Here is a 19929-nt window from a genome sequence, read left to right as displayed (position 1 = left end):
CTGCTGTTCTTCTCGCACGCCCCTTATTGTTCCGCACCCGCGCGATTCCCGCCGACAGCCTGTGGACAACGGTGACCGGGACGCCCAGGACGCCGCCCGGGCGGCGCGCGGAAGTCACTCCGGGCGGCACGCGGAAGGCGCCGAGGCGGCGCGCGCACGGCGTCAGGGCGGCGTGCGCACACGGCTCCGGACGGTCGCGGAAGGGGGGGTTTACAAGTCGGCGGCGGTCACCTAACTTGACCGGTGAGTAGGTTACTGGCGAGTTAAGCAACCGACTCCCCGACGGCGGGGCGCGACGCCCTCGGGACCCTCCCCTCCCCCGTCCCCCACCCCCGAGGTCCCGCCCCATGCCCTGCGCGCCCCTTCCCCCGCCCGTGCCCGACCCCCGCACTCCTCCCGCCGCCCGCACGCCCGCGCGCACCCTCGCGCGCCTGCTCTCCGGTGTGCTGGCCGCCCTGCTGACCGCCGTGCTCCTACCCGCCGCACCCGCCTCGGCGGCGGTCGGCGCCACCGTCACCCACGAGACGATCACCGGCCACGGCGGCATCGAGCTCCAGGCCAAGGTGTTCACCCCCACCGGCGTGGAGGGCCCGCACCCGCTGCTGGTCATGCCCTCCGCCTGGGGTACCCCCAACCTCATCTACGTCGGCGCCGCCCACCGGCTCGCCCACGAGTCCGGCTACCAGGTGATCGCCTACACCTCCCGCGGCTTCTACGACTCCGGCGGCGAGATCGAGGTGGCCGGCCCGGAGGACCGCGCCGACGCCAGTGCCGTCATCGACTGGGCGCTGGAGAACACCGACGCCGACCCCGAGCGGATCGGCATGGGCGGCATCTCCTACGGCGGCGGCATCAGCCTGCTGACCGCCGCCGAGGACGACCGCGTGCGCGCGGTGGCCGCGCTCAGCGGGTGGACCGACCTGGCCGCCTCCCTCTACCCCGACGCCACCGTCAACGAGCAGGCCGCCGAACTGCTGCTGCTGGCCGGGAACATCACCGGCCGCCCCGGCGAGAGCCTGCGGGAGATGGAGCGGGAGTACCGCGACGGGAACATCCAGCCGGCGCTGGACCTGGCACCCGACCGCTCCGTGGCCACCAAGGTCGACGACATCAACGCCAACGGCACCGCCGTCATGCTCGCCAACGCGTGGAACGACGGCATCTTCCCGCCCGGCCAGATCACCGACTTCTACGAGGCGCTGGAGGGCCCGAAGCGGCTCATGCTGGCCCCCGGCGACCACGCCACCCAGGAGGCCTTCGGCGCGGTCGGCCTGCCCAACGAGGTCTGGGCCGCCCTGGGCGACTGGTTCGACCACCACCTCAAGGGCGAGGCCAACGCGGTCGCCACCGACGACCCGGTCCACGTGCGGCCCAACAACGGGCGCGGCGGGTGGAGCACCCACCCCGACTGGCCGTCCGTGACCGGTACGACGGAGACCTACTACCTGGACCGGCCGAGCACCCACTGGTTCCGCTGGCAGAGCAGCGGGGCCATGGAGCCCGAGCCCGCGACCGGCTGGGACTACCGCTTCCGCACCGGCATCGGCACGACCGCGCAGAGCGGCACGGTGCTGCTCTCCGGCGCGCTCCAGCAGTTCTTCGACGTGCCGACGGGGGTGTCGCTGCCCCTGGTCGACCGCTACCGGTCCGCCGTGTGGACCGGACCGCGCCTGCCGGACGGCGCGCGCGTGGCCGGCACGCCCGAGGCGGAGTTCACTCTGACGCCGACCACGCCCGACCAGTCGGTGTTCGTGTACCTGTACGCCATCGACGGCGGCGGTACCGGGTCGCTGGTGTCACACACGCCCTACACCCTGCGCGACGCCGTGCCGGGCGAGCCCGTGACGGTGCGCGCCGACCTCCAGCCGGTGGTGTGGGACGTGCCCGCGAGGCACCGCCTGGCGGTCGTGGTGGACAGCCAGGACCACCGCTACGACAGCGAGAGCCGGATCGGCGACCGCGTCACGGTGACGTCCCCGGAGCAGGCCCCGTCGAGGATCACGGTCCCGTTCGCCTGACCCCGCCCGCCGCGCCCCGAGCGGCACCGGCCCCCTGAACGGCGGCCGGGCGACGCGACTCCCGCCGCGCCGTCCGGCCGCCTCGTTCCCACGAAGCACGGACACAAACTCAAAGTAGTCTTTGAGTTACTCAAAGTATGCAAGTATCGGGCGCATGAATGTGCCCACCACTCCCAAGATCCTGGCCTGCCTCGCCGCCGCGGCGGTCCTCCTCGGCGGGACGGCCGCCGCCGACCGGCTCCCCTCCCCCGCCTCCGCCCTCACCCGGACGGTGTCCTCCACCGACGAGGCCCCCGACCGTGAGGCGCTGTCCCGCGCGGACGGGGTGTCGCACCAGGCGGCCGCGGTCACCGAGGCCGAGCGCCGCGCGGTCCTCGACTACTGGACCGTCGAACGCATGGCGGCGGCGCAGCCGATCAGCATGGCCACCGACCTCGTCGAGGATGCCCTCCAGCTCTCCGAGCGCGCGGAGCGCGCCGAGGCCGAACCGCAGGCGGCCCCGCACCCCGACAGCACGGGCGAGCGCTGGACCTCCGGCGGCCTGGTGACCCGGACGACCGGAAAGGTCTTCCTCACCATGGACGGCCGCGACTTCACGTGCTCGGCGTCGGTCGTGGACTCGGCCAACCGGAGCACGCTGGTCACCGCCGGCCACTGCGCCAAGGACGGCCGGGGCTCCTGGGCGAAGAACTGGGCGTTTGTGCCCGGGTACGCCGACGGCGCGGCGCCGCACGGCCGCTACACCGCCCGCGACCTGTTGGTGGCCCCGCAGTGGGAGCGCGACGCCGACGACAGCTACGACTTCGCCATGGCGGTGCTCAACACCCGGGACGGCCGGACCGTGCAGGGGGCCGTGGGGGCCCAGCGGATCGCGTTCGACACGTGGACCGAGGACCGCGTGCGCGACGGCGTGCAGGTGTACACGTTCGGATACCCGGCCGCCTCCCCGTTCGACGGCCGTGACCTGCACTACTGCTCGGGCCGCACTGCACCCGACACGGGCGGCACGACGGCCAACGGCGTCGGCTGCACGATGACCCAGGGGTCCAGCGGCGGCCCGTGGTTCTCCGGCTTCGACACGGAGACGGGCCGCGGCACGGTCTCGTCGGTCGTCAGCTTCAAGTACGCGGACGACAGGAGCACGCAGTACGGGCCGCGGCTCGGGTCCGCGGCCCGCCACGTGTTCGAGCACGCCGAGCGCCTGTAGCCGAGGCCCCACCCCCTGGGGGTGAGAGGTAGGCCAACAGCCCACCCTCACCCCTGGGGCAAGAGGTAGGCCGTCCAGCCCACCCTCACCCCTGGGGGTTGGAGGTAGGCCGTTCAGCCCTTGCGTTGCCACAGGGGGTGTCGCGAGGGGCGCGCCAGTGATCTGCAGGCCGAGGGCGTAGCCGAAGCGAGCTTGCGAGGGCCGGCACGAACGAGGCCGAAGAACACTGGCCTCCAGCGCCCCGAGCACGGGCCAAAGCAAGAAGGACTGCGCCGCAGGCGTCCGTTGAGGGTGGTGGCGGGCGACGGCGTGGGCACGAGCGGAGGCCCCAGAAAAACACTGGGCCCCAAAAAAGCACTAGAGATCGATGCCGGTGAGCACCAGGACCCGCTCGTAGGTCAGGTCGGTCATCGCCGAGCGCACGCCCTCCTTGCCCACACCGGACTTGCGGACGCCGCCGTAGGGCATCTGGTCGGCGCGGAAGGTCGGCACGTCGCCGATGATCACACCGCCGACCTCCAGCTCCCGGTGGGCGCGGAACGCGGTCTGCAGGTCCCGGGTGAACACGCCCGCCTGGAGGCCGAAGTCGCTGTCGTTGACGGTGGCGAAGGCCTCGTCGGTGTCCGACACCCGCTGGACGACCAGCACGGGGCCGAACACCTCCTCGCGCACGACCCTGGCGTCGGCCGGCACGTCGGTGAGGACGGTGGGCGCCACGGTGACGCCCTCGCGGGTGCCGCCGGTCCGCAGCTTGGCGCCCGCGGCGACGGCCTCGTCGATCCACGCGGCCACGCGGACGGCCGCGTCCTCGTTCACCAGGGGCCCCACGTCGGTGGCGGGGTCGGCGGGGTCGCCCACGCCCAGCGCCTCGACCGCGTCCACCAGACGGGACACGAACTCGTCGTGGACGGCGTCGGTGACGACGACCCGCTGGACGCCGATGCACACCTGGCCCGCCTGGTTGTTGCCGAACAGCGCCACGCGCCCGGCCGCCCAGTCCAGGTCGGCGTCGTCGAGCACGACGGCGGCGGCGTTGCCGCCCAGTTCCAGGGTGACGTGCTTGTGCGGGGCGAGCTTTTGCAGCTCCCATCCGAACTGGCCGCCGGTGAAGGAGATGACCGGGAGGCGCTCGTCGGTGAGCAGGGTGGCGGCGCGGTCGTTGGGCATCGGCAGGACCGACACCATGCCGCCGGGCAGCGCGGTCTCCGCGATGATCTCGCCGAGGAGCAGGGCGGTCATCGGGGTGGCGGGAGCGGGCTTGAGGATGATGGGCGCGCCGACCGCGATGGCTGGGGCGATCTTGTGCGCCACCAGGTTGAGCGGGAAGTTGAACGGGGAGATGCCCAGCACCGGGCCCTGGGGCACGCGGCGCACCAGGGCCATCCGCCCGGTGCCGCCGGGGTCGGTGTCCAGGCGCTGGAGCTCGCCGCTGTCGCGGCGCGACTCCTCGGCGGCCCAGCGGAACACCGAGACGGCCCGGCCGGCCTCGGCCCGCGCCCACTTGATCGGCTTGCCGCTCTCGGCGGTGATGGTCTGGGCGATCTCCTCGGCACGCTCGGCCAGGCGGCGCGAGACGTGGTCGAGGGCGTCGGCCCGCACGTGCGCGGGCAGGGCCGCGGCCTCGGCGGAGACCGCGTGCGCGGCGGCGACGGCCTCCTCGATCTGGTCGACGGAGGGTACGGCGACCGTACCCGCGGTCCGACCCGTGTAGGGGTTGACGACGGTCATCTCGGTGTCGCCGGTCGCGGCGGTGCCGGCCAGCCAGAACGGGCGCGTAGACATGGCAGTGACGCTAGTCCCCGCCGACGGGGTCCGCCTTGTCCACGATTGCCAATCCCACCATGGGAGTTGGCCACACTGGCGAAGGTCCGCGCAGATCCGCGGAGGTCCGCGCAGGTCCGCGCGGCACGGTGCGGCGGCGACCGGCCGCGGCCGTCACCGTGCCCCGCGGCCACCGCCCCGCGGCGTCGGGCACCGAAGACGCGCACAGGTTGTTCGGGTCAACCGACTGGCGTGAGCGCGGTCCTTACTCCAGAGTGGTTGATGAGGGTACGGCCAGCACAAACGAGCCGTGCCCCGGTCCGCCGACAACGTCCAGGAGTGCTCATTGCCGCTCGTGTACCGCACGCTCGCCTCGGTCCCGGAGGACGACGGAGACCTCGTCGCCGCGGCGTCTGCGGTCTTCTCGCGCTGGTTGAGCAAGCGCGGCAACTCGGGCGCCCGCGTGGACTTCTCCTGTTCGGGCCACTACGAGCTGAGCAATCGCTCCCGCGCCCTCGTCGTCCGGCACGACAACCCCGAGGAGGGACTGGCGTTCCTCCGGCTCACCACCGAATCCGACAAACCGGACGGGGTCTGGCGGACCATCGCCTCGGTGGTCGTCGATCCCGAGCTCTCCCCCGGCCAGCACCTGTGGATCGACATGACCGTCGACCCCGCGCCGCGGGAGGAGTCCCCCGCGGACCAGCCGCGCCTGGACGTGATGCCACCCGAGGCCGCGCGGATGCTCCTGCAGGAGGTCGCCGCGCGTGACGGCGCCCAACCGCTCCCGGCGGGCCCGCGGATCGTGCGCGGGCGCGACGACGCGCTGGTGGACACGCTGGTGTCGGCGATCCGCGCCCCCGACCGCCGACTGGCCGTGGTGGCCACGGGCACGCCCCGCGACGTCACCGTCGCCGGCTGGCGCGAGGCCATGGCGGGCGCGCTGTCCCGGTCCACGGGCATGTGCGCGGGCTACGTGCTCGACGCGGCCGCCATCGAGCGCGTGGGCACCCTGCTCCCCCGGGGGCTGGACATCCCCACGGGGGGAGTCCGGACGTTCTTACCCGCCGTGGACGTGATGGACGAGAGCGACCACGCGCGCCATCCCCGGATGAGCCCGGCGACGCTCGACACCGCACGGGAGGGCGACCGGATCCGCAACTGGGTGGGCGCGGCGCTCTCGCGGCGGGTGCGCGAGACCGCGCTGGCGGCGGGCCTGCCCGCTCCCCTGGCCGCGGTGGACGCCCTGCTGGCCGAGGAGACGACGGATCTGCGGCTGCGGGCCTTGAGCCGCGGCGACCGCGGCGCGGCCGGTGCGCCGGTCCGGAACGGCGGCGCGGGAGGGCACGGCCGGACGGACGACCAGGGACGCGTGCCCTCGGCCCGCCACCCCGGGGACACCGCCGGCGGCGGCCTCGCCGCGGTCCACGAGCGCGACGCCCAGGAGCAGCTGACCCAGCGGCTGCGCGAGGAGGTCAAGCGCCAGAGCGCGCGCATCGCGGAGCTGTCCGACGAACGGCAGGCCCTGCTGGCCGAGACCGCCGATCTGGCCGAGGAGGTCGACACGGCACGGGAGCAGTTGCGCGCCGCCCGCTTCGAGGCGCGCTGGCTGCGCGAGCGCGTCCGCGAGGAGGGCCTGTTCCGGCTGGCCGCCACCCCCGCGCCCCGCGACCCGCAGCAGCGGCCCCCGGTGACCGTGCGGGACCTGCTGGACCGCATCACCGACGGCAGCGCCCTGCCGCACCTGTTCTTCACCATCGAGGACCACGACACGGTGCACGAACTGGAGGACAGCCGCAAGGAGACCCTGTGGGTCACCCGCGCGTGGGAGGCGCTGCTGGCGCTGAACGACTACGCCCGCTACCAGTTCGACAACCCGGGCAGCGGGCTGGGCTTCCACTCCTACCTGCGGGAGACCCCCGACGGCTACCAGGTCATCCCGGTCAAGCGGTTGGCCTCCCAGGAGTCGGACTACGTGCGCAACCGGGGCAAGCTCAACGAGAAGCGGCTGTTCCGCGTGCCCACCGAGGTGGAGCCGAGCGGTCGCGTGCCCATGTACGCGCACATCAAGCTGGACATCGAGTACGGGATCTGCCCCCGGCTGTACTTCTATCCGCACCTGGGCCCCGGCACGACCAACCGGGTCTACATCGGCTATCTGGGGCGCCACCTGCCCGTCCAGCAGTCGAACTGACGGCGCCCGGAAGGCCCGCTGGCGCCTCAGGCCCGGGCGGACGGGTACGGGCTGTGCATGGTGAGGAAGCGGATGTCGAGGTCGGTCTCCAGGTAGTCCATGCGCCGCTCCCAGAAGGCCCGCATGTGCGGCAGGGCCAGGTGGGCGTCGAGGTCGGCCTCGGAGCGCCACGCCTCGTAGAAGACGAACACGCCCGGCTCGTCGCGGTCCTCATGGAAGTGGTACTCCAGGCATCCGGGCTCGCGGCGGGTCGGATCGACGAACGAGAGCAGGAGTTCCCTCAGTTCCCCGGCACGGGCGGGTTTGGGGCGCGCGGTGCCCACGAGGGTGAACGGCTGGGTCATCGGGGATGCCTTTCCGGTCGGCACGATTAGGTACGATCAAATTCGTACCTAGCGCACGCTAACCGCTCCATAGGTATGATGCAAGCCGTACCTCGAAGGGGGGTCGATCCGCATGCCCGACGACGAAGGCCACCCGGCCGTGGCGGAGATGAGTCTCGGCCCGGTGCTCTCCGCTCTGGCCGATCCGCTGCGCCGCCGCGTGGTGCGCGAGCTGGCCGCCGCGCCCGACGGCACGGCGAGGACGTGCAGCTCCTTCGGACTCCCGGTCTCCAAGGCGACGGTCACCCACCACTTCCGCGCCCTGCGCGAGGCCGGGCTGATCCGGCAGGTCGCCCGGGGCAACAGCCGGATGGCCACCCTGCGCCGCGCCGATCTGGAGCAGCGGTTCCCCGGACTGCTGGACGTCGTGGCGGCCGAGCCGGAGGACTGAGCGCGGACACGGGCGCCGGGGCCGGGCGACTGGTCCGGGCGCCCGGGTCCGGCGGAACGCGTCCCAGGACCGGTCGGGCGCGCGGGCCGCCTACCCTGGGGGCCGTGACGATCACCAGGAACGCGCTCACCGAGACCGAGTGGCGCGAGCGCGCCGACCGGCACGAGGCACGCGTGGACGCGCTGGTCGCCGAGCACCTGCGGCGCCGCCGCGCGGGCGAGCGCCACCCGGTGGAGGACTTCCTCTTCACCTACTACAACCTCAAGCCGTCCCAACTGCGCAGATGGCACCCCGGCGTGGGGACGGCGCTGCTGGGCGAGGGCGCCCGCGCCCGGCTCGACGAGCGGTTCTACACCGAGGCCGGCGGCGCGGTGGTGCTGGACGCCGGGGCCTTCGTCGAGGCTCGGCCGGTGCTGGGTTTCGTCGAGCGGCTGCTGGAGTCGGTGGCCTCCCGCCCCGCGCACCTGGGCTGCTTCGGCCTGCACGAGTGGGCGATGGTGTACCGGACCACGGAGGTCCGCCACGGCCAGGTCCCGCTGCGGCTGGGGCACGCGGGCACGGACCGGGTCGTGGAGTCGCACCGCGTCCAGTGCTCGCACTTCGACGCGTACCGCTTCTTCACCGAGCCCGCCAGACCCCTCAACACCCTGCGGCCCACCCGCGAGAGCCAGGCCGACCTGGACCAGCCCGGGTGCCTGCACGCGAACATGGACCTGTACAAGTGGGCCTACAAGCTGGCCCCGGCCGTGCCGTCCGAGCTGGTGGTGGACTGCTTCGAGCTGTCGAAGGACATCCGCGTGCTGGACATGCGGGCCTCGCCCTACGACCTGGCCGACTGGGGCTATCCGCCGGTCCGCATCGAGACGGCGGAGGGCAAGGCCGCGTACATGGCCGCGCAGAGCGCGTTCGCCGAGCGGGGTGCCGTCCTGCGCGAGCGCCTGTTGCGGGTGTGCCGCGGCCTGCGGGAACAGGACCCGCGGGACCGGTAGCTTCGGCGAGGTCCCATGGGAGGCGGAGTCCTATGATGTGCCGATGATCCCCCGCCGCCGCTCCGCCGCGCGCCCCGGCCGACGCGAGGCCGAACTGCCCCCCTTCCCGCAGGACGTCGCCCTCCCGGCCACCTTCGGTGCCTGGTACGACATCGCGGCGGCCCATCTGGGGGTCGCCGAGCGCCGGGACAGCTCCTGGCGCAGGCTCCCGGCGGGCCTGTCGGCGATGCTGCTGGTCATGGTCGGCCTGATGTTCGCCTCCGAGCCGGTGGTCGTGCTGCTCGGCCACGGAGGCGAGGGCCGGCGCGCGGACGTCGGTTCCCTGGTCCTCGGAGTGGTGATCGCCGGCGGCACCCTCGGGTGGTGGTTCCGGTACCGCCGCGCGTGGGTCAGGGCACGCCGCCTGCGGGAGGCCTGGTCGTACGCCCTGCGTGATCCGCGGGTGCTGGCCCTGCCGGTGCGCCCCGCCCCGGAACGGGGGCCCGACCCCGAGGTCAGGCACCACTTCCGGGCCCGGGAGCACCCCGCGCTCCCGGACCACACCGGGGTCCGGGGCGTGGGAGGGGTGGACGGCCTCCTCGACTTCCTGCGCGTCGCGCTGATCCACCCCCTGGGCCTGGCCGCCGGAGTGGTCCTGCTGGCCGCCGCCCTGGACTCCGACCGTCCGGAGGACCTGGCGACGGCGCTCGCGGGCGCCGTCCCCGTCTGCCTGTTCACCGCGTCCGCCCTGGGGCGGGCCGCTCAGAGGCACGGCCGGTCGGTGGTGCTCAACGCCGTCGAGAACGACGACCGGAGGAGGTGGACCGGGTGGCGGGTGCTGCACCGCCTCGATCGGCCGGTCGACCCGGGCGCGCGGTGGCGGCGTCGGCTGCCGGGGCTGGTGGCCGCCTCGGTCGCGGGGGTGGCCGCGTGCGCCGCCGCGATCGCGTCCGATCCGTCCCAGGGCCGGGTGTGGGGCCTGACGATCGCGGCGGTGGCCGGGTCCTGTCTCGTGGTCTACGGCACGTTCCTGGTGCGCGCGGTGGCGTCGCGCCCGGGCGGGCCCGGGATCAGGATCGAGGTCCTGGTCGACGATGTCCCGCCGCTCGGTCCGACCACCGTGGATCCGGGCCGAGCGGTTCTCGTGTTCTCCGGAGGCCGGGGCGATGCGCGGATCGGAGGTGTGGAGGTGTCGGCGACGGCGCTCATCAGCGGTGAGAAGCGGGTTCTGGCCTCCCGTAGGCACTGGCTGGTCCTCGCCGACGACTCGCAGGTGGCGTTCCGCTGCGCGGACGTGACCCGGCTCCGGAAGCGGGCGCAGGAGGCGGGGCTCACCGTCCTGTGAGGGAGCGGGGCGCGAACCCTCGCGATCGACCCCTGCGGGAACGGTGAGGGGGCGGTGCCGTCCGGCGCCGCCCCCTCAGTGCTACGGGTTCCGAGGGCTAGCCCTCGGTGGACTCACCCGGCTCCGCCGGGGTGTCCCGGCGCTTGCGCGTGAAGTAGACGGCCGCGCCACCGCCCGCGACCGCGACGGCTCCCGCGGCCACCAGGCCGGCCAGGGCCGTACCCGTGACGGGGAGGCCGCCCGCGTCACCGGGGGTGCCGCTCTCGTCGGCGGGCGTCGTGGGCTCGTCGCTCTCGACCGGGTCCGTGGCCCCGTCCGTCGGCTCGGTGGGCTCCGTGGGGTCGGTGCCCGGCTCGGACGGCTCGGTGGTCGGGTCCTCGGTCGGCTCCTCGGAGGGCTGCTCCGTGGGCTCCTCGCTCGGCTCCGCGGAGGGGTCCTCGGTCGGCTCCCCGGAGGGCTCCGGCTCCTCGTCGTCGCACTTGACCTTGAAGACCTTCTGCTTGGCCTCGCCGTTCTCGCCCTCGAAGGTCCAGTTGAGGTGGTAGTGGCCGTCCTCCAGGTCCAGGAGTTCGGTGCTGCCCTCGCCTTCGTCGTCCAGGACGAGGGTGCCTTCGAGCACCGGCTCGGCCTCGTGCGGGTTGCCGCCGCCCTGGACGACGATCTCCCAGGTCACCTCCTGGGCGGGGTCGAATCCGAAGGCCACGATCTGGAAGTCGCAGACCTTGGGCACGTTCCGGTTGTCCTCCTCCGGCGTGCTCGGCGAGTGGATCTTCACCGTGCCGTTGTCGCCGGGAGGACTGAGGGGGACGGGAGAGGCGGACGCCAGGGCGGAGCCGCCGAGGACGGCCGTCGCCACGATGGCGGTTCCGGTCATGAGGCGGGCACAGAGCGTGCCCGCACTGAGGGGGAAGGTCACAGGGGACTCCTGCTTGTCGAGATGCCGAGGCGAGCGGGGCACCTGGCCACCTGTGGTCGGGACGGGAAAAACGTATCTCTATTCCCATAAGGAGCAGTAGTCACACCTGCGACAGGTCACCGAAATGAGACCGGAACTGCACGCAGAGGAACGCGCAGATCACCGTGCGTGCGAATTCGGGGCCCGCGATCCGCTCCGCCGCGCCGGGGACGTCCGGGGAACCGGCCGCCCACCAGCGCGTTCACGCGGACCCGTCCGCCCCTCCCCTCACGTCGTGCCGCTACCGCTACGGGTGCCGGTGGCGGTGGCGGCACCGGCACCCGTCCCGTGGACGATGCGTTCGGCGTACTCCTCGCGCGGCCGGATCTCGCCGGACAGGATCTGCTCGGCGTAGTGGCACGCCACCTTGTGCGTGCCCCTGACCGTGCGCAGCTCCGGCCGCTCGGTGTCGCAGCGCTCCTCCTGCCGCCACGGGCACCGGGTGTGGAAGCGGCAGCCCGGGGGCGGCGCGGCCGGGGAGGGCAGGTCGCCCGCCAGCAGGATGCGCTCGCGGGCGTCCTCCACCTGCGGGTCCGGTACCGGCACGGCCGACATCAGCGAGCGCGTGTACGGGTGCATCGGCGTCTCGTACAGGTCGTCGCCGGAGGCCTCCTCGACGAGCGAGCCCAGGTACATCACACCGACCACGTCGCTGACGTGCCGTACGACCGCCAGGTCGTGCGCGATGACCAGGTAGGTCAGGCCCAGTTCCTTCTGGAGCCCCTCCAGGAGGTTGAGCACCTGCGCCTGGATCGACACGTCCAGCGCCGACACCGGTTCGTCGCAGATGATCAGGTCGGGCCGCAGGACCAGCGCGCGGGCGATCCCGATGCGCTGGCGCTGGCCGCCGGAGAACTCGTGCGGATAGCGGGTCAGCGCCCTGGCCGAGAGCCCCACGCGCTCCAGCGCGTCCACCACGCGGGCCCGCTGGTCCTGGAGCGTGCGGGCCCGGCGCTCCGACTGGCTCATCTCCTGGTCGTCCGCCGGTCCGCCGATGCCGTGCGCCTGCAGCCCCTCCAGCAGGATGGAGCCGATGTTCTGCCGCGGGTTGAGGCTGCCCAGCGGGTCCTGGAAGACCATCTGCAGGTGGCGGCGCTCGCGGCGCATCGTCTCGGTGTCCAGCCCTGCCAGGTCGCGGTCGCCGAACCACACCTGGCCCTCGGTGATGTCGACCAGCCGCAGCACGGCCCGGCCGAGGGTGGTCTTGCCGCAGCCCGACTCCCCCACGAGTCCGTAGGTCTGGCCGCGCTCGATGGTCAGGCTGACGCCGTCCACCGCGCGCACGTGGCCGATCGTGCGGTCGAAGACCACACCGCGCTTGATCGGGAAGTGGACCTTGAGGTCCGTGATCTCCAGCAGGCTCATCCGCGTGCCTCCTCGTCGCCGACCGCGGCCGGGCTCTCCTGTACGGCGCGGTCCGCCGCCCGCTCGCCCGCGAGCGGGTTCACGCACCGGTGCGCGTGCTCCTCGGACGCGTGCACGAGTTCGGGCGCGCCCCGCAGGCACTTCATCGTGTAGTGGTCGCACCGGGGTGCGAACGCGCACCCGTCCGTCCAGGCGATGTTGTCGTTGACCGATCCGCGCACGGGGGTGAGCGGCTCGCCGCGCGGCGCGTCCAGGCGCGGCACCGAGCCCAGCAGCCCGACCGTGTACGGGTGGGTGGGCTCGGCGAACAGCGGGCCCCGGGGCGCCGCCTCCACGGCCCGTCCCGCGTACAGCACGTTGATGTCGTCGCACAGGCCCGCCACCACGCCCAGGTCGTGCGTGATCATCAGCAGGGCCGTGCCCTCCTCGACGACCAGGTCCCTGAGCAGTTCCAGGATCTGGGCCTGGATGGTCACGTCCAGCGCGGTGGTGGGCTCGTCGGCGATCATCAGCTTCGGCCGGCAGGCGACCGCCATGGCGATCAGGGCGCGTTGGCGCATCCCGCCGGAGAGCTGGTGCGGGTACTCGCGGAGCCGCCGCGTGGGGTCGGGGATGCCCACGCGGTGCAGCAGGTCGGCGGCCTCCTTGCGGGCGGCCGAGCCGCGGAGCCCGCGGTGCCGCCGCAGGATCTCGGTGACCTGGAGGCCGATGGGGATGACGGGGTTCAGGGAGCTGAGCGGGTCCTGGAAGATCATCGCCAGCTGCGCCCCCCGCAGGTCGCGCATCCGGCTCGGGGACAGGGAGAGCAGGTCGGTCTCACCCTCGGGCAGCCGCATCCGGGCGGACCCCCCGACCGTGAGCCCGCGCGAGGGCAACAGGCCCATCAGGGCCAGCGAGGTGACGCTCTTGCCGCAGCCGGACTCGCCGACCAGGCCGGTGACCCGCCCCTCCTCCAGGGTGAAGGAGACCCCGTCCACGGCCCGGACGTCGTCCGAACCGCGGCGGTGGAACACCACGGACAGCTCGTCCACCGTCAGCAGCGGCGTGCTGGAACTCATGGTCACTTCCTCACCTTCGGGTCGAGGGCCTCCCGCATCGCCTCACCCAGCAGGGTGAAGCCCAGGGCGGTGACGATGATGGCCAGCGCCGGGTACACGGCCAGCGAAGGCGCGCTGGACAGGAACCGCTGGGCGTCGGCGAGCATCGTGCCCCACTCGGGGAAGGCCGGGTCCGGGTTGCCCAGGCCCAGGTAGGACAGGGCCGCGGCGTCGATGATGGCGGTCGCCAGGGTGAGGGTGCTCTGGACGATCACCGGGCCCATGGAGTTGGGCAGGATGTGCGCCAGGGCGATGCGGCGCTTGCGCACACCCAGCGCCTGGGCGGCCAGCACGTAGTCGCGGGAGCCCTGGGAGATCATGGCGCCGCGCAGCAGGCGGGCGAAGATCGGGATCTGGGCGACGCCGACCGCGATCATGACCGTGGTCAGGCTGGGGCCGACGAGCGCGGCGACGGTGACGGCCAGCAGCAGGGTGGGCAGCGCCAGCATCATGTCGATGACGCGCATGACCACGTTGTCGAACCGGCGGCCCCAGGCGCCGCCGAGGGTGGCCGCGGCGCCCGCCGAACCGCCCAGCAGGGCGCCGACGCAGAATCCGACGAGGGTGGCGACCACGCCGACCAGCAGGGTCTGCCTGGCGCCGATCACCATCCGGGAGAACTGGTCGCGGCCCAGGTTGTCCAGGCCCAGCAGGTTCTCCGCGCGCGGTCCGACGAACACGTTGCGGTTGGGGAAGACCTCCGCGCCCCACGTCTGCGCGGTCGGGCTGTAGGGGGCGATGAGCGGCGAGAAGAGCGCCACGAGGACGAACACGGTGACGATGACGGCGCCGGAGATGGCCATGGGGCTGCGGCGCATGCGCGCCAGGGCCTCGCGCCAGACGCCGGCCCCGTGGCCGTCGTCGCGGCGTTCGCCCATGAGCTCGGCGAGCCGGTCGACCTTGGCGGCCTTGCGGCCCAGCGGGGGCGCGGCCTCGCTCTTCGTCCCGGTGCCGGCGGGATTCTGGGGACTCGGTGGCGTCGTCATCACTGGGCCCGCACTCTCGGGTCGAGGAGGCTGTAGGAGATGTCCACGAGGAGGTTGATGAACACGTAGACGGTGGCGATGATCAGGATGAACCCGGTGAGCACGGGGTAGTCGCGCTCCTGGGTGGCCGAGTAGATGAACGACCCGATCCCCGGGAAGGCGAACACGCTCTCGGTGAGGACCGCCCCGGCGAAGAGGCTTCCGGTGAGCAGCCCGATGGCGGTGACCACCGGCAGCATCGCGTTGCGCATGACGTGCCTGGTACGCACGGTGTTGCGGTGCAGGCCCTTGGCGTCGGCGGTGCGGACGTAGTCCTCCTCCAGCACCTCCAGCACGCTGGCCCGCGTCATGCGGACGATGACCGCGAGGGGGATGGAGGCCAGCGCCAGGCCCGGCAGCACCAGGTGGGCGAGCGCGTCGACCACCACGTCCCACTCCCCGGTGCGCAGCCCGTCCAGGACGGCGAAGCCGCTGAGGTTGGTGCGGTTGAGCCCCGGGGAGAGCCGGAAGGCCGACGGGAACAGCCCGAGCCGTTCGGCGAGGACGACCTTGAGGATGAACGCCAGGAAGAACACCGGCGTGCAGATGCCGACCAGGGATCCGCCGACGGCCGCGAAGTCCAGCACGGTCCCGCGGCGGCGGGCGGCCAGGTAGCCCAGCGGCAGTCCGACGGTGACGGCGATGAGCATGGCCGACACGGCGAGTTCGAACGTGGCGGGGAAGCGGGTGAGGAACTCCTCCAGGACCGGCCGCCCGGTGGCGATGGAGGTGCCCAGATCGCCCTGGAGGATGCGGCGCAGGAAGGACAGGTACTGGACCGTGAGCGGCTCGTCCAGTCCCAGTGAGCTCCGGAGCGAGGCCCGCTGCTGGTCGGTCGCGTCGTCGGGGAGGAGGGCGTACTCCGGACCGCCGGGAAGCCGTTGCAGCCAGACGAACAGCAGGATCGAGAGTCCGACCAGGGTCGGGATCAGCTGGAGAACTCGCCTGACGATGAATCGCAGCACCTTCGCCGCCTTTCGTCAGTGGTGAACGATGTGACGCGGACGCCTCCGCCGGGATGGGGGCGGGCGCCGTCGGGGAGGGTGGTGGGTCGGCCCGGCCCGCGGGGGTGGCCCGGGGCGCCGGGTGGCACGCGCCGGTCCGCGTGTGGGGGGCACGCGCGTGTCCGCGTGCAGGGTGGGGGCCCGGCCGTCACCTGGGTGACCGGCCGGGCCCTTCCGGGCGGGAGTGCCCTACTTCCAGGAGGCCTCGGCGAAGTTCTCCTGGGTGAGCGGACTGACCGCGGGCGGGTTGACGTTCTCGGCGAAGGCGATGGACGGCGGGGAGCTGGAGATGGGCAGCCCCGGCAGGATGTCCATGATCTGGTTGTTCAGCTCCTGGTAGGCGGCGACGCGCTCCGTGTCGTCGGGGTTGCCGCTCGCCTCGGCCATGGCCTCGAACAGGTCCTCGTCACGGAAGCCGAACTCGCTGTTGTAGCCGGAGAACCAGGTGCCGATGAAGTTGTAGGCGTCGTTGTAGTCACCGGTCCAGCCGAGCAGGTACAGCGGGCACTCGCCGGAGTTGGTCCGCGGGATGTAGTCGGCCCACTCGTAGGTGACCGGCTCCACGGTCACGCCGACCGCCTCCAGGTCCGCGGAGATGACGTCGAAGATGTCGCGCGGCGCGGGCATGTAGGGGCGGGTGACGTCGGACGGGTAGCAGAACTCCAGCGTCAGGTCCTCCTGGCCGGCGTCGGCGAGCATCTCCTCGGCCAGTTCGGGGTCGTACTCGTAGGTCTGCACGTCCGGCGACCAGCCGTCGAGGGTGTCGGGGTGGAACTGCGTGGCCACCTCGCCGCCGGCGGGCAGGATCGTGTCGACGATGCGCTGGCGGTCGACGGCGTGCGCCAGGGCCTGGCGCACCTCCAGGTCCGCGAGCGCCTCGTTGGCCTCCTGCTGGTAGGCCATGTACAGGATGTTGAACACGTCGCGTGTGGGCACCTGGAAGCCGGCGGCCTCCAGGGGTTCCACGTCGGCGGGGGCCACGAGGTCGTACCCGTGGATGTCGCCGGCCTCCAGGGCCTGGCGGCGGGCCGTCTCGTCGGGGATGGCGCGCAGGAGCATGGTCTCGAAGCCCGCGGGCTCGCCCCAGTAGTCGTCGAAGCGCTGGAGGGTGACCTCGTCCTGGTCCTGGTCCCACTCCTCGACGGTGAAGGGCCCGGTGCCGGCCACGGTCCCGGCGACCTGGCTGTACTCGGGGAGCGTGTAGTTGCCCTCCTCGCCGGTGATCTCCTGGTCGGCGATGGCCTCCAGGGTGGACGGGCTCATGATGCCGAACGCCGCGAGGCTGAATCCGCCGGGGAAGATCGAGGAGTATTCCGTGATGGTGATGACCGGGGTCAGCTCGTCCTGCGCCTCGCAGGAAACGTACCGGGACTCGGGGATGTCCTCGTCCTCGTTCTCCGCGAACCCGCCGAACACCGACTGCCAGTAGTAGGAGTTGTTGGAACTCTGGTAACCGCCGGTGAGGTTGTGCCAGCGGTCGAAATTCGCGCAGACGGCTTCGGCGTCCAGGGCGTCGCCGTCGTGGAACTGCACGTTCTCACGGAGGTGGAACGTCCATACGGTTCCGTCCTCGGACTGTTCCCAGTCCTCGGCGAGTCCGCCGACGATCTCGCTGCCGCCCGACTCGTGGCGCAGCAGGGTCTCGAAGACCTGACGGCTGTATCGGTAGGTCTCACCATCGCTGGTGAGGAAGGGATCGAGGGTGCTGATGCTGCCCGCGGCCGCGAACACGAAGGGCTCTGAGGAGTCGGCACCACCACCTCCTTCGCGCGTACTCTCCGCGCATGCTGTCGCCACCAGCGCGAGTGAGGTAGCCGCCGCCAGGAGGGCGAGCGGCTTTCGGGGAGACTTCCTGAGCATGGTCCACCTCAATGCGGGCCGGGGGTGTGGCCCTCGTCGATTGAGTGGACCCTAGACCGAACTCGGTCCTGGTGTGAAGATAGACGACTGGGTATTAATACAACCGTTTCAGTTCTGTGCCGGGATCCATAGATCGCGTTTCCCGACATCGTGTACAACTGCGCGGCCATATCACGCTCCCCCGCCGTGCGATACCCCTGTCACTTTCCGCACACGCGCAGAAACCCGTTTTTCATCGGCTCATCGGATGAATGGCGGCGGGCGATTTCGGTTCCCATTCGTCACACCGATCCCCTCCCACCCCTGCGCACCGGGGCCGGAAGCGTCCTATGATCTGGCCATGACCACTCCCCTTGACGACGCGGACCTGACCGCGTTCCTCGAAGGCCAGGAGACCTCCTGGCTGGCCGAACAGCTCATGCTGGTGGCCGACGAGGACCCCATCACCCGTATCCGCCTGACCGCCGCGGCGGGTGCGGAGAGTGCCGTCGAGGAGGCCAGGGCCGCGACCCTGGCCGCCGTCGTCGACCACGTGCCCGCGGCCGAGGACGAGGAGGAGGACGACGGCGACGCCCTCCACCGCACCCTGGACCTGCTCGACGACCTGGTCGACTACGGCTTCGAGGACGAGACATCCGACATCGCCGACGAGGCGCGCGAGCTGTACGTCTCCCGCCACGGGGAGGACGACAGCGAGCACCTGGCACGGCTGCACGTCATCGCCGACGGCGCCGAGGAGGACGAAGGGGATGAAGTACACGAACAGGCCGTCTAGGGCCTGTGGCGCGGCGGGGCGGGTGTCCGCCGCGCGAGGGTGAGGGGGCGGGCGGGCCGGGAGTGGAACCGGACCGCCCGCCCCCTCGCCGCGCCGCGCCAGGCGTCGCGGCTGTGCGGGCGCCGCGCGCTCCGCTGGGGTCGCGGGGCGTGCGCGAGGCGCGCGGGAGTCGCGGGCCGCGCTGGGAACCGTGGCGCGCGGGAGTCACGGGACTCGCTAGGAGTCGCGCACTCCGTACCAGCGGCGCACCTCGGTGCTCCACAGGGCGATGTTGGCCGTGATGGCGAGCATCGCGGAGAGGAAGCCCGCCAGCATGAGGGCCGTGTCCGCGAACTGGGCGGCCAGCCGCAGCGCGGCGGCGGACCCGCACAGAGCGACGACGGCGAGGACGCGGGCCGTCCACAACGGTGCGGGCACCGCCCGGCGCACGGGGATCGCTGTCCCGGCCAGGGCCGCGCCCACGACGGCCGCGCCGACCACCAGGGTCCACATGGGTGCCAGGAAGCGGTCCGGCACACCGGTGTCCAGCACGGACCACACCAGGAAGGCCTGGAGCGCGCCCACCGGGAGCGCGGCGAACAGTACGCCGGCGGTCTGCGTCACGTCCGCGGGCGGCCGCTGTCCGGCGCGTCGGGAGGTGAAGAGCCGCCGGGCGTCGACGCGGGGCAGCGAGGTGAGGCCGGCCGGGATCCGGAGCGGGACGCGCCGGCCGGCCGCGACGGCCCGGGAGTCGTCGGCCGTGGGCTCGGCGGCCCGGGGCCCGTCGGTCGTGGGCTCGTCGGTCGGGGCGGCGCCGCTCCGGGTGTCAGCGGCCTCGGCCTGGTCGGGCTTGTCGTTCTTGTCGGTGTGTACCTCCGCGGGGGCCGGGGCGGGGGACGAAACGGAATCGTGCATGCCGACCAGGGTCGCGTGTCGACCGCACTCGCACAAGTCGCCCACCACGGCATATACGTAACAAAAACGTTCCACCACACGGGGCGGCGGCCCCGCCGGTCAGGCGTAGGTCGACCCCAGCCGCTGCTCGACGTAGCCCAGCGCCCCCTCGACGAGGGTGTCCACGTCCAGCCGCACGTCGAACACCGCACCCTCCTCGTCCGGCTCCAGCGCCTCCAGGGTGTCCAGTTGCGAACGCAGCAGCGCGGGCGGCATGAAGTGGTCCGGACGCGCGGCGATGCGGTCGAGGATCACGTCCTCGGGACCGTCCATGTGCAGGAAGTACACCCCGGGAGCACCGCCGCGCAGGACGTCGCGGTAGTCGCGCCGGAGCGCGGAGCAGGCCATCACCGAGTGCTCGCCGCGGGCCTCGTGCGCGGCGATCCAGCCGGCCAGCTCGCGCAGCCACGGCCAGCGGTCGTCGTCGGTCAGCGGCACGCCCTCCGACATCTTGTCGATGTTGGCCCGGGGGTGAAAGGCGTCCGCCTCGGCGAAGGGCAGGCCGAGCCGCTCGGCCACGGTCTGGGCCACGGTCGTCTTCCCGCTACCCGAGACGCCCATGAAGACAAAGTGCATGGTCTCTCCGTGTCGTGGGCCCGCGCACACGTCGGCAACGGGCACCACTAATAGTGATATCAATCTTTCGGG

At 72.5% G+C, this 19929-nt stretch carries 17 protein-coding genes; 7 read left to right on the top strand and 10 right to left on the bottom strand.

Features of this window, described 5'->3' with window-relative positions; translation table 11 throughout:
- Positions 1–347: 347 nt before the first annotated feature.
- Both HNR10_RS22485 and HNR10_RS22480 read left to right on the top strand, forming a co-directional pair.
- The gene (locus HNR10_RS22485) at positions 348–2018 is read left to right on the top strand and encodes a CocE/NonD family hydrolase (protein WP_179826651.1); all 1671 of its coding nucleotides are present in this window, start codon (positions 348–350) and stop codon (positions 2016–2018) included.
- A 154-nt stretch (positions 2019–2172) separates the two neighbouring features.
- On the top strand, positions 2173–3225 hold the full coding sequence (locus tag HNR10_RS22480; protein WP_179826650.1) for a trypsin-like serine peptidase: 1053 nt from the start codon (positions 2173–2175) through the stop codon (positions 3223–3225).
- A 357-nt stretch (positions 3226–3582) separates the two neighbouring features.
- On the opposite strand, the gene HNR10_RS22475 is transcribed toward HNR10_RS22480, so the two are convergent.
- A complete protein-coding gene (locus HNR10_RS22475; protein ID WP_179826648.1) occupies positions 3583–5007 on the bottom strand; it encodes an aldehyde dehydrogenase family protein in 1425 nt (474 codons plus the stop codon).
- Between the two features lie 325 nt (positions 5008–5332).
- On the opposite strand from HNR10_RS22475, the gene HNR10_RS22470 reads away from it, so the two are divergent.
- Positions 5333–7180 carry a hypothetical protein gene (locus HNR10_RS22470; RefSeq protein ID WP_179829899.1) on the top strand — a complete coding sequence of 616 codons (1848 nt, stop codon included), beginning with the start codon at positions 5333–5335 and terminating at the stop codon, positions 7178–7180.
- Positions 7181–7206: 26 nt separating this feature from the next.
- Here HNR10_RS22470 and HNR10_RS22465 read toward each other — a convergent pair whose 3' ends face one another.
- Positions 7207–7524 (bottom strand): putative quinol monooxygenase, encoded by a 318-nt coding sequence (locus tag HNR10_RS22465; protein ID WP_179826645.1) that lies wholly within the window; start codon positions 7522–7524, stop codon positions 7207–7209.
- A gap of 112 nt (positions 7525–7636) precedes the next feature.
- Here HNR10_RS22465 and HNR10_RS22460 point away from each other — a divergent pair, with 112 nt between their 5' ends.
- The 3 genes from HNR10_RS22460 (at position 7637) to HNR10_RS22450 (ending at position 10267) form a co-directional block, all read left to right on the top strand.
- Positions 7637–7954 (top strand): ArsR/SmtB family transcription factor, encoded by a 318-nt coding sequence (locus HNR10_RS22460; protein ID WP_179826643.1) that lies wholly within the window; start codon positions 7637–7639, stop codon positions 7952–7954.
- 95 nt (positions 7955–8049) lie between these two features.
- Positions 8050–8943 carry a 3-methyladenine DNA glycosylase gene (locus HNR10_RS22455; RefSeq protein WP_179829898.1) on the top strand — a complete coding sequence of 298 codons (894 nt, stop codon included), beginning with the start codon at positions 8050–8052 and terminating at the stop codon, positions 8941–8943.
- A gap of 43 nt (positions 8944–8986) precedes the next feature.
- Entirely contained in the window at positions 8987–10267 is a 1281-nt protein-coding gene (locus HNR10_RS22450; RefSeq protein ID WP_179826641.1) for a hypothetical protein, read from the top strand.
- A 97-nt stretch (positions 10268–10364) separates the two neighbouring features.
- Here the strand turns inward: HNR10_RS22450 and HNR10_RS22445 are convergent, their stop codons facing one another.
- The 6 genes from HNR10_RS22445 to HNR10_RS22420 all read right to left on the bottom strand — a co-directional run bounded on the left by HNR10_RS22445 (position 10365) and on the right by HNR10_RS22420 (position 17573).
- Positions 10365–11183, bottom strand: coding sequence for an LPXTG cell wall anchor domain-containing protein (locus tag HNR10_RS22445; RefSeq protein ID WP_246407764.1), 819 nt, complete (start codon positions 11181–11183; stop codon positions 10365–10367).
- 267 nt (positions 11184–11450) lie between these two features.
- The gene (locus tag HNR10_RS22440) at positions 11451–12587 is read right to left on the bottom strand and encodes an ABC transporter ATP-binding protein (RefSeq protein ID WP_179826638.1); all 1137 of its coding nucleotides are present in this window, start codon (positions 12585–12587) and stop codon (positions 11451–11453) included.
- Positions 12584–13645, bottom strand: coding sequence for an ABC transporter ATP-binding protein (locus HNR10_RS22435; RefSeq protein ID WP_179826629.1), 1062 nt, complete (start codon positions 13643–13645; stop codon positions 12584–12586). The genes HNR10_RS22440 and HNR10_RS22435 overlap by 4 nt, the downstream gene beginning before the upstream one ends.
- A gap of 2 nt (positions 13646–13647) precedes the next feature.
- Entirely contained in the window at positions 13648–14670 is a 1023-nt protein-coding gene (locus HNR10_RS22430; protein ID WP_179826628.1) for an ABC transporter permease, read from the bottom strand.
- A complete protein-coding gene (locus HNR10_RS22425; RefSeq protein ID WP_179826626.1) occupies positions 14670–15674 on the bottom strand; it encodes an ABC transporter permease in 1005 nt (334 codons plus the stop codon). Before HNR10_RS22425 ends, HNR10_RS22430 begins: the two co-directional genes overlap by 1 nt.
- 228 nt (positions 15675–15902) lie before the next feature.
- Positions 15903–17573 (bottom strand): ABC transporter substrate-binding protein, encoded by a 1671-nt coding sequence (locus tag HNR10_RS22420; protein ID WP_179826624.1) that lies wholly within the window; start codon positions 17571–17573, stop codon positions 15903–15905.
- Between the two features lie 340 nt (positions 17574–17913).
- Here HNR10_RS22420 and HNR10_RS22415 point away from each other — a divergent pair, with 340 nt between their 5' ends.
- On the top strand, positions 17914–18348 hold the full coding sequence (locus tag HNR10_RS22415) for a hypothetical protein (protein ID WP_179826622.1): 435 nt from the start codon (positions 17914–17916) through the stop codon (positions 18346–18348).
- Positions 18349–18564: 216 nt separating this feature from the next.
- On the opposite strand, the gene HNR10_RS22410 is transcribed toward HNR10_RS22415, so the two are convergent.
- Entirely contained in the window at positions 18565–19242 is a 678-nt protein-coding gene (locus tag HNR10_RS22410) for a hypothetical protein (protein ID WP_179826620.1), read from the bottom strand.
- Positions 19243–19341: 99 nt separating this feature from the next.
- Entirely contained in the window at positions 19342–19857 is a 516-nt protein-coding gene (locus HNR10_RS22405) for a gluconokinase (protein WP_179826618.1), read from the bottom strand.
- Positions 19858–19929 lie beyond the last annotated feature (72 nt).

Source organism: Nocardiopsis aegyptia (assembly GCF_013410755.1).
Lineage (GTDB): Bacteria > Actinomycetota > Actinomycetes > Streptosporangiales > Streptosporangiaceae > Nocardiopsis > Nocardiopsis aegyptia.
Note: the sequence above shows the minus strand (reverse complement) of the source record. Positions and strands in the feature narration are given on the sequence as shown.

What these genes read in the sequence shown, in the direction of transcription:
- HNR10_RS22485 (WP_179826651.1), top strand. Translation starts at nt 348, where the DNA reads ATGCCCTGCGCGCCCCTTCCCCCGCCCGTGCCCGACCCCCGCACTCCT.
- HNR10_RS22480 (WP_179826650.1), top strand. Translation starts at nt 2,173, where the DNA reads ATGAATGTGCCCACCACTCCCAAGATCCTGGCCTGCCTCGCCGCCGCG.
- HNR10_RS22435 (WP_179826629.1), bottom strand. Translation starts at nt 13,645, where the DNA reads ATGAGTTCCAGCACGCCGCTGCTGACGGTGGACGAGCTGTCCGTGGTG.
- HNR10_RS22465 (WP_179826645.1), bottom strand. Translation starts at nt 7,524, where the DNA reads ATGACCCAGCCGTTCACCCTCGTGGGCACCGCGCGCCCCAAACCCGCC.
- HNR10_RS22410 (WP_179826620.1), bottom strand. Translation starts at nt 19,242, where the DNA reads ATGCACGATTCCGTTTCGTCCCCCGCCCCGGCCCCCGCGGAGGTACAC.
- HNR10_RS22450 (WP_179826641.1), top strand. Translation starts at nt 8,987, where the DNA reads ATGATCCCCCGCCGCCGCTCCGCCGCGCGCCCCGGCCGACGCGAGGCC.
- HNR10_RS22405 (WP_179826618.1), bottom strand. Translation starts at nt 19,857, where the DNA reads ATGCACTTTGTCTTCATGGGCGTCTCGGGTAGCGGGAAGACGACCGTG.
- HNR10_RS22440 (WP_179826638.1), bottom strand. Translation starts at nt 12,587, where the DNA reads ATGAGCCTGCTGGAGATCACGGACCTCAAGGTCCACTTCCCGATCAAG.
- HNR10_RS22430 (WP_179826628.1), bottom strand. Translation starts at nt 14,670, where the DNA reads ATGACGACGCCACCGAGTCCCCAGAATCCCGCCGGCACCGGGACGAAG.
- HNR10_RS22460 (WP_179826643.1), top strand. Translation starts at nt 7,637, where the DNA reads ATGCCCGACGACGAAGGCCACCCGGCCGTGGCGGAGATGAGTCTCGGC.
- HNR10_RS22420 (WP_179826624.1), bottom strand. Translation starts at nt 17,573, where the DNA reads ATGCTCAGGAAGTCTCCCCGAAAGCCGCTCGCCCTCCTGGCGGCGGCT.
- HNR10_RS22415 (WP_179826622.1), top strand. Translation starts at nt 17,914, where the DNA reads ATGACCACTCCCCTTGACGACGCGGACCTGACCGCGTTCCTCGAAGGC.
- HNR10_RS22475 (WP_179826648.1), bottom strand. Translation starts at nt 5,007, where the DNA reads ATGTCTACGCGCCCGTTCTGGCTGGCCGGCACCGCCGCGACCGGCGAC.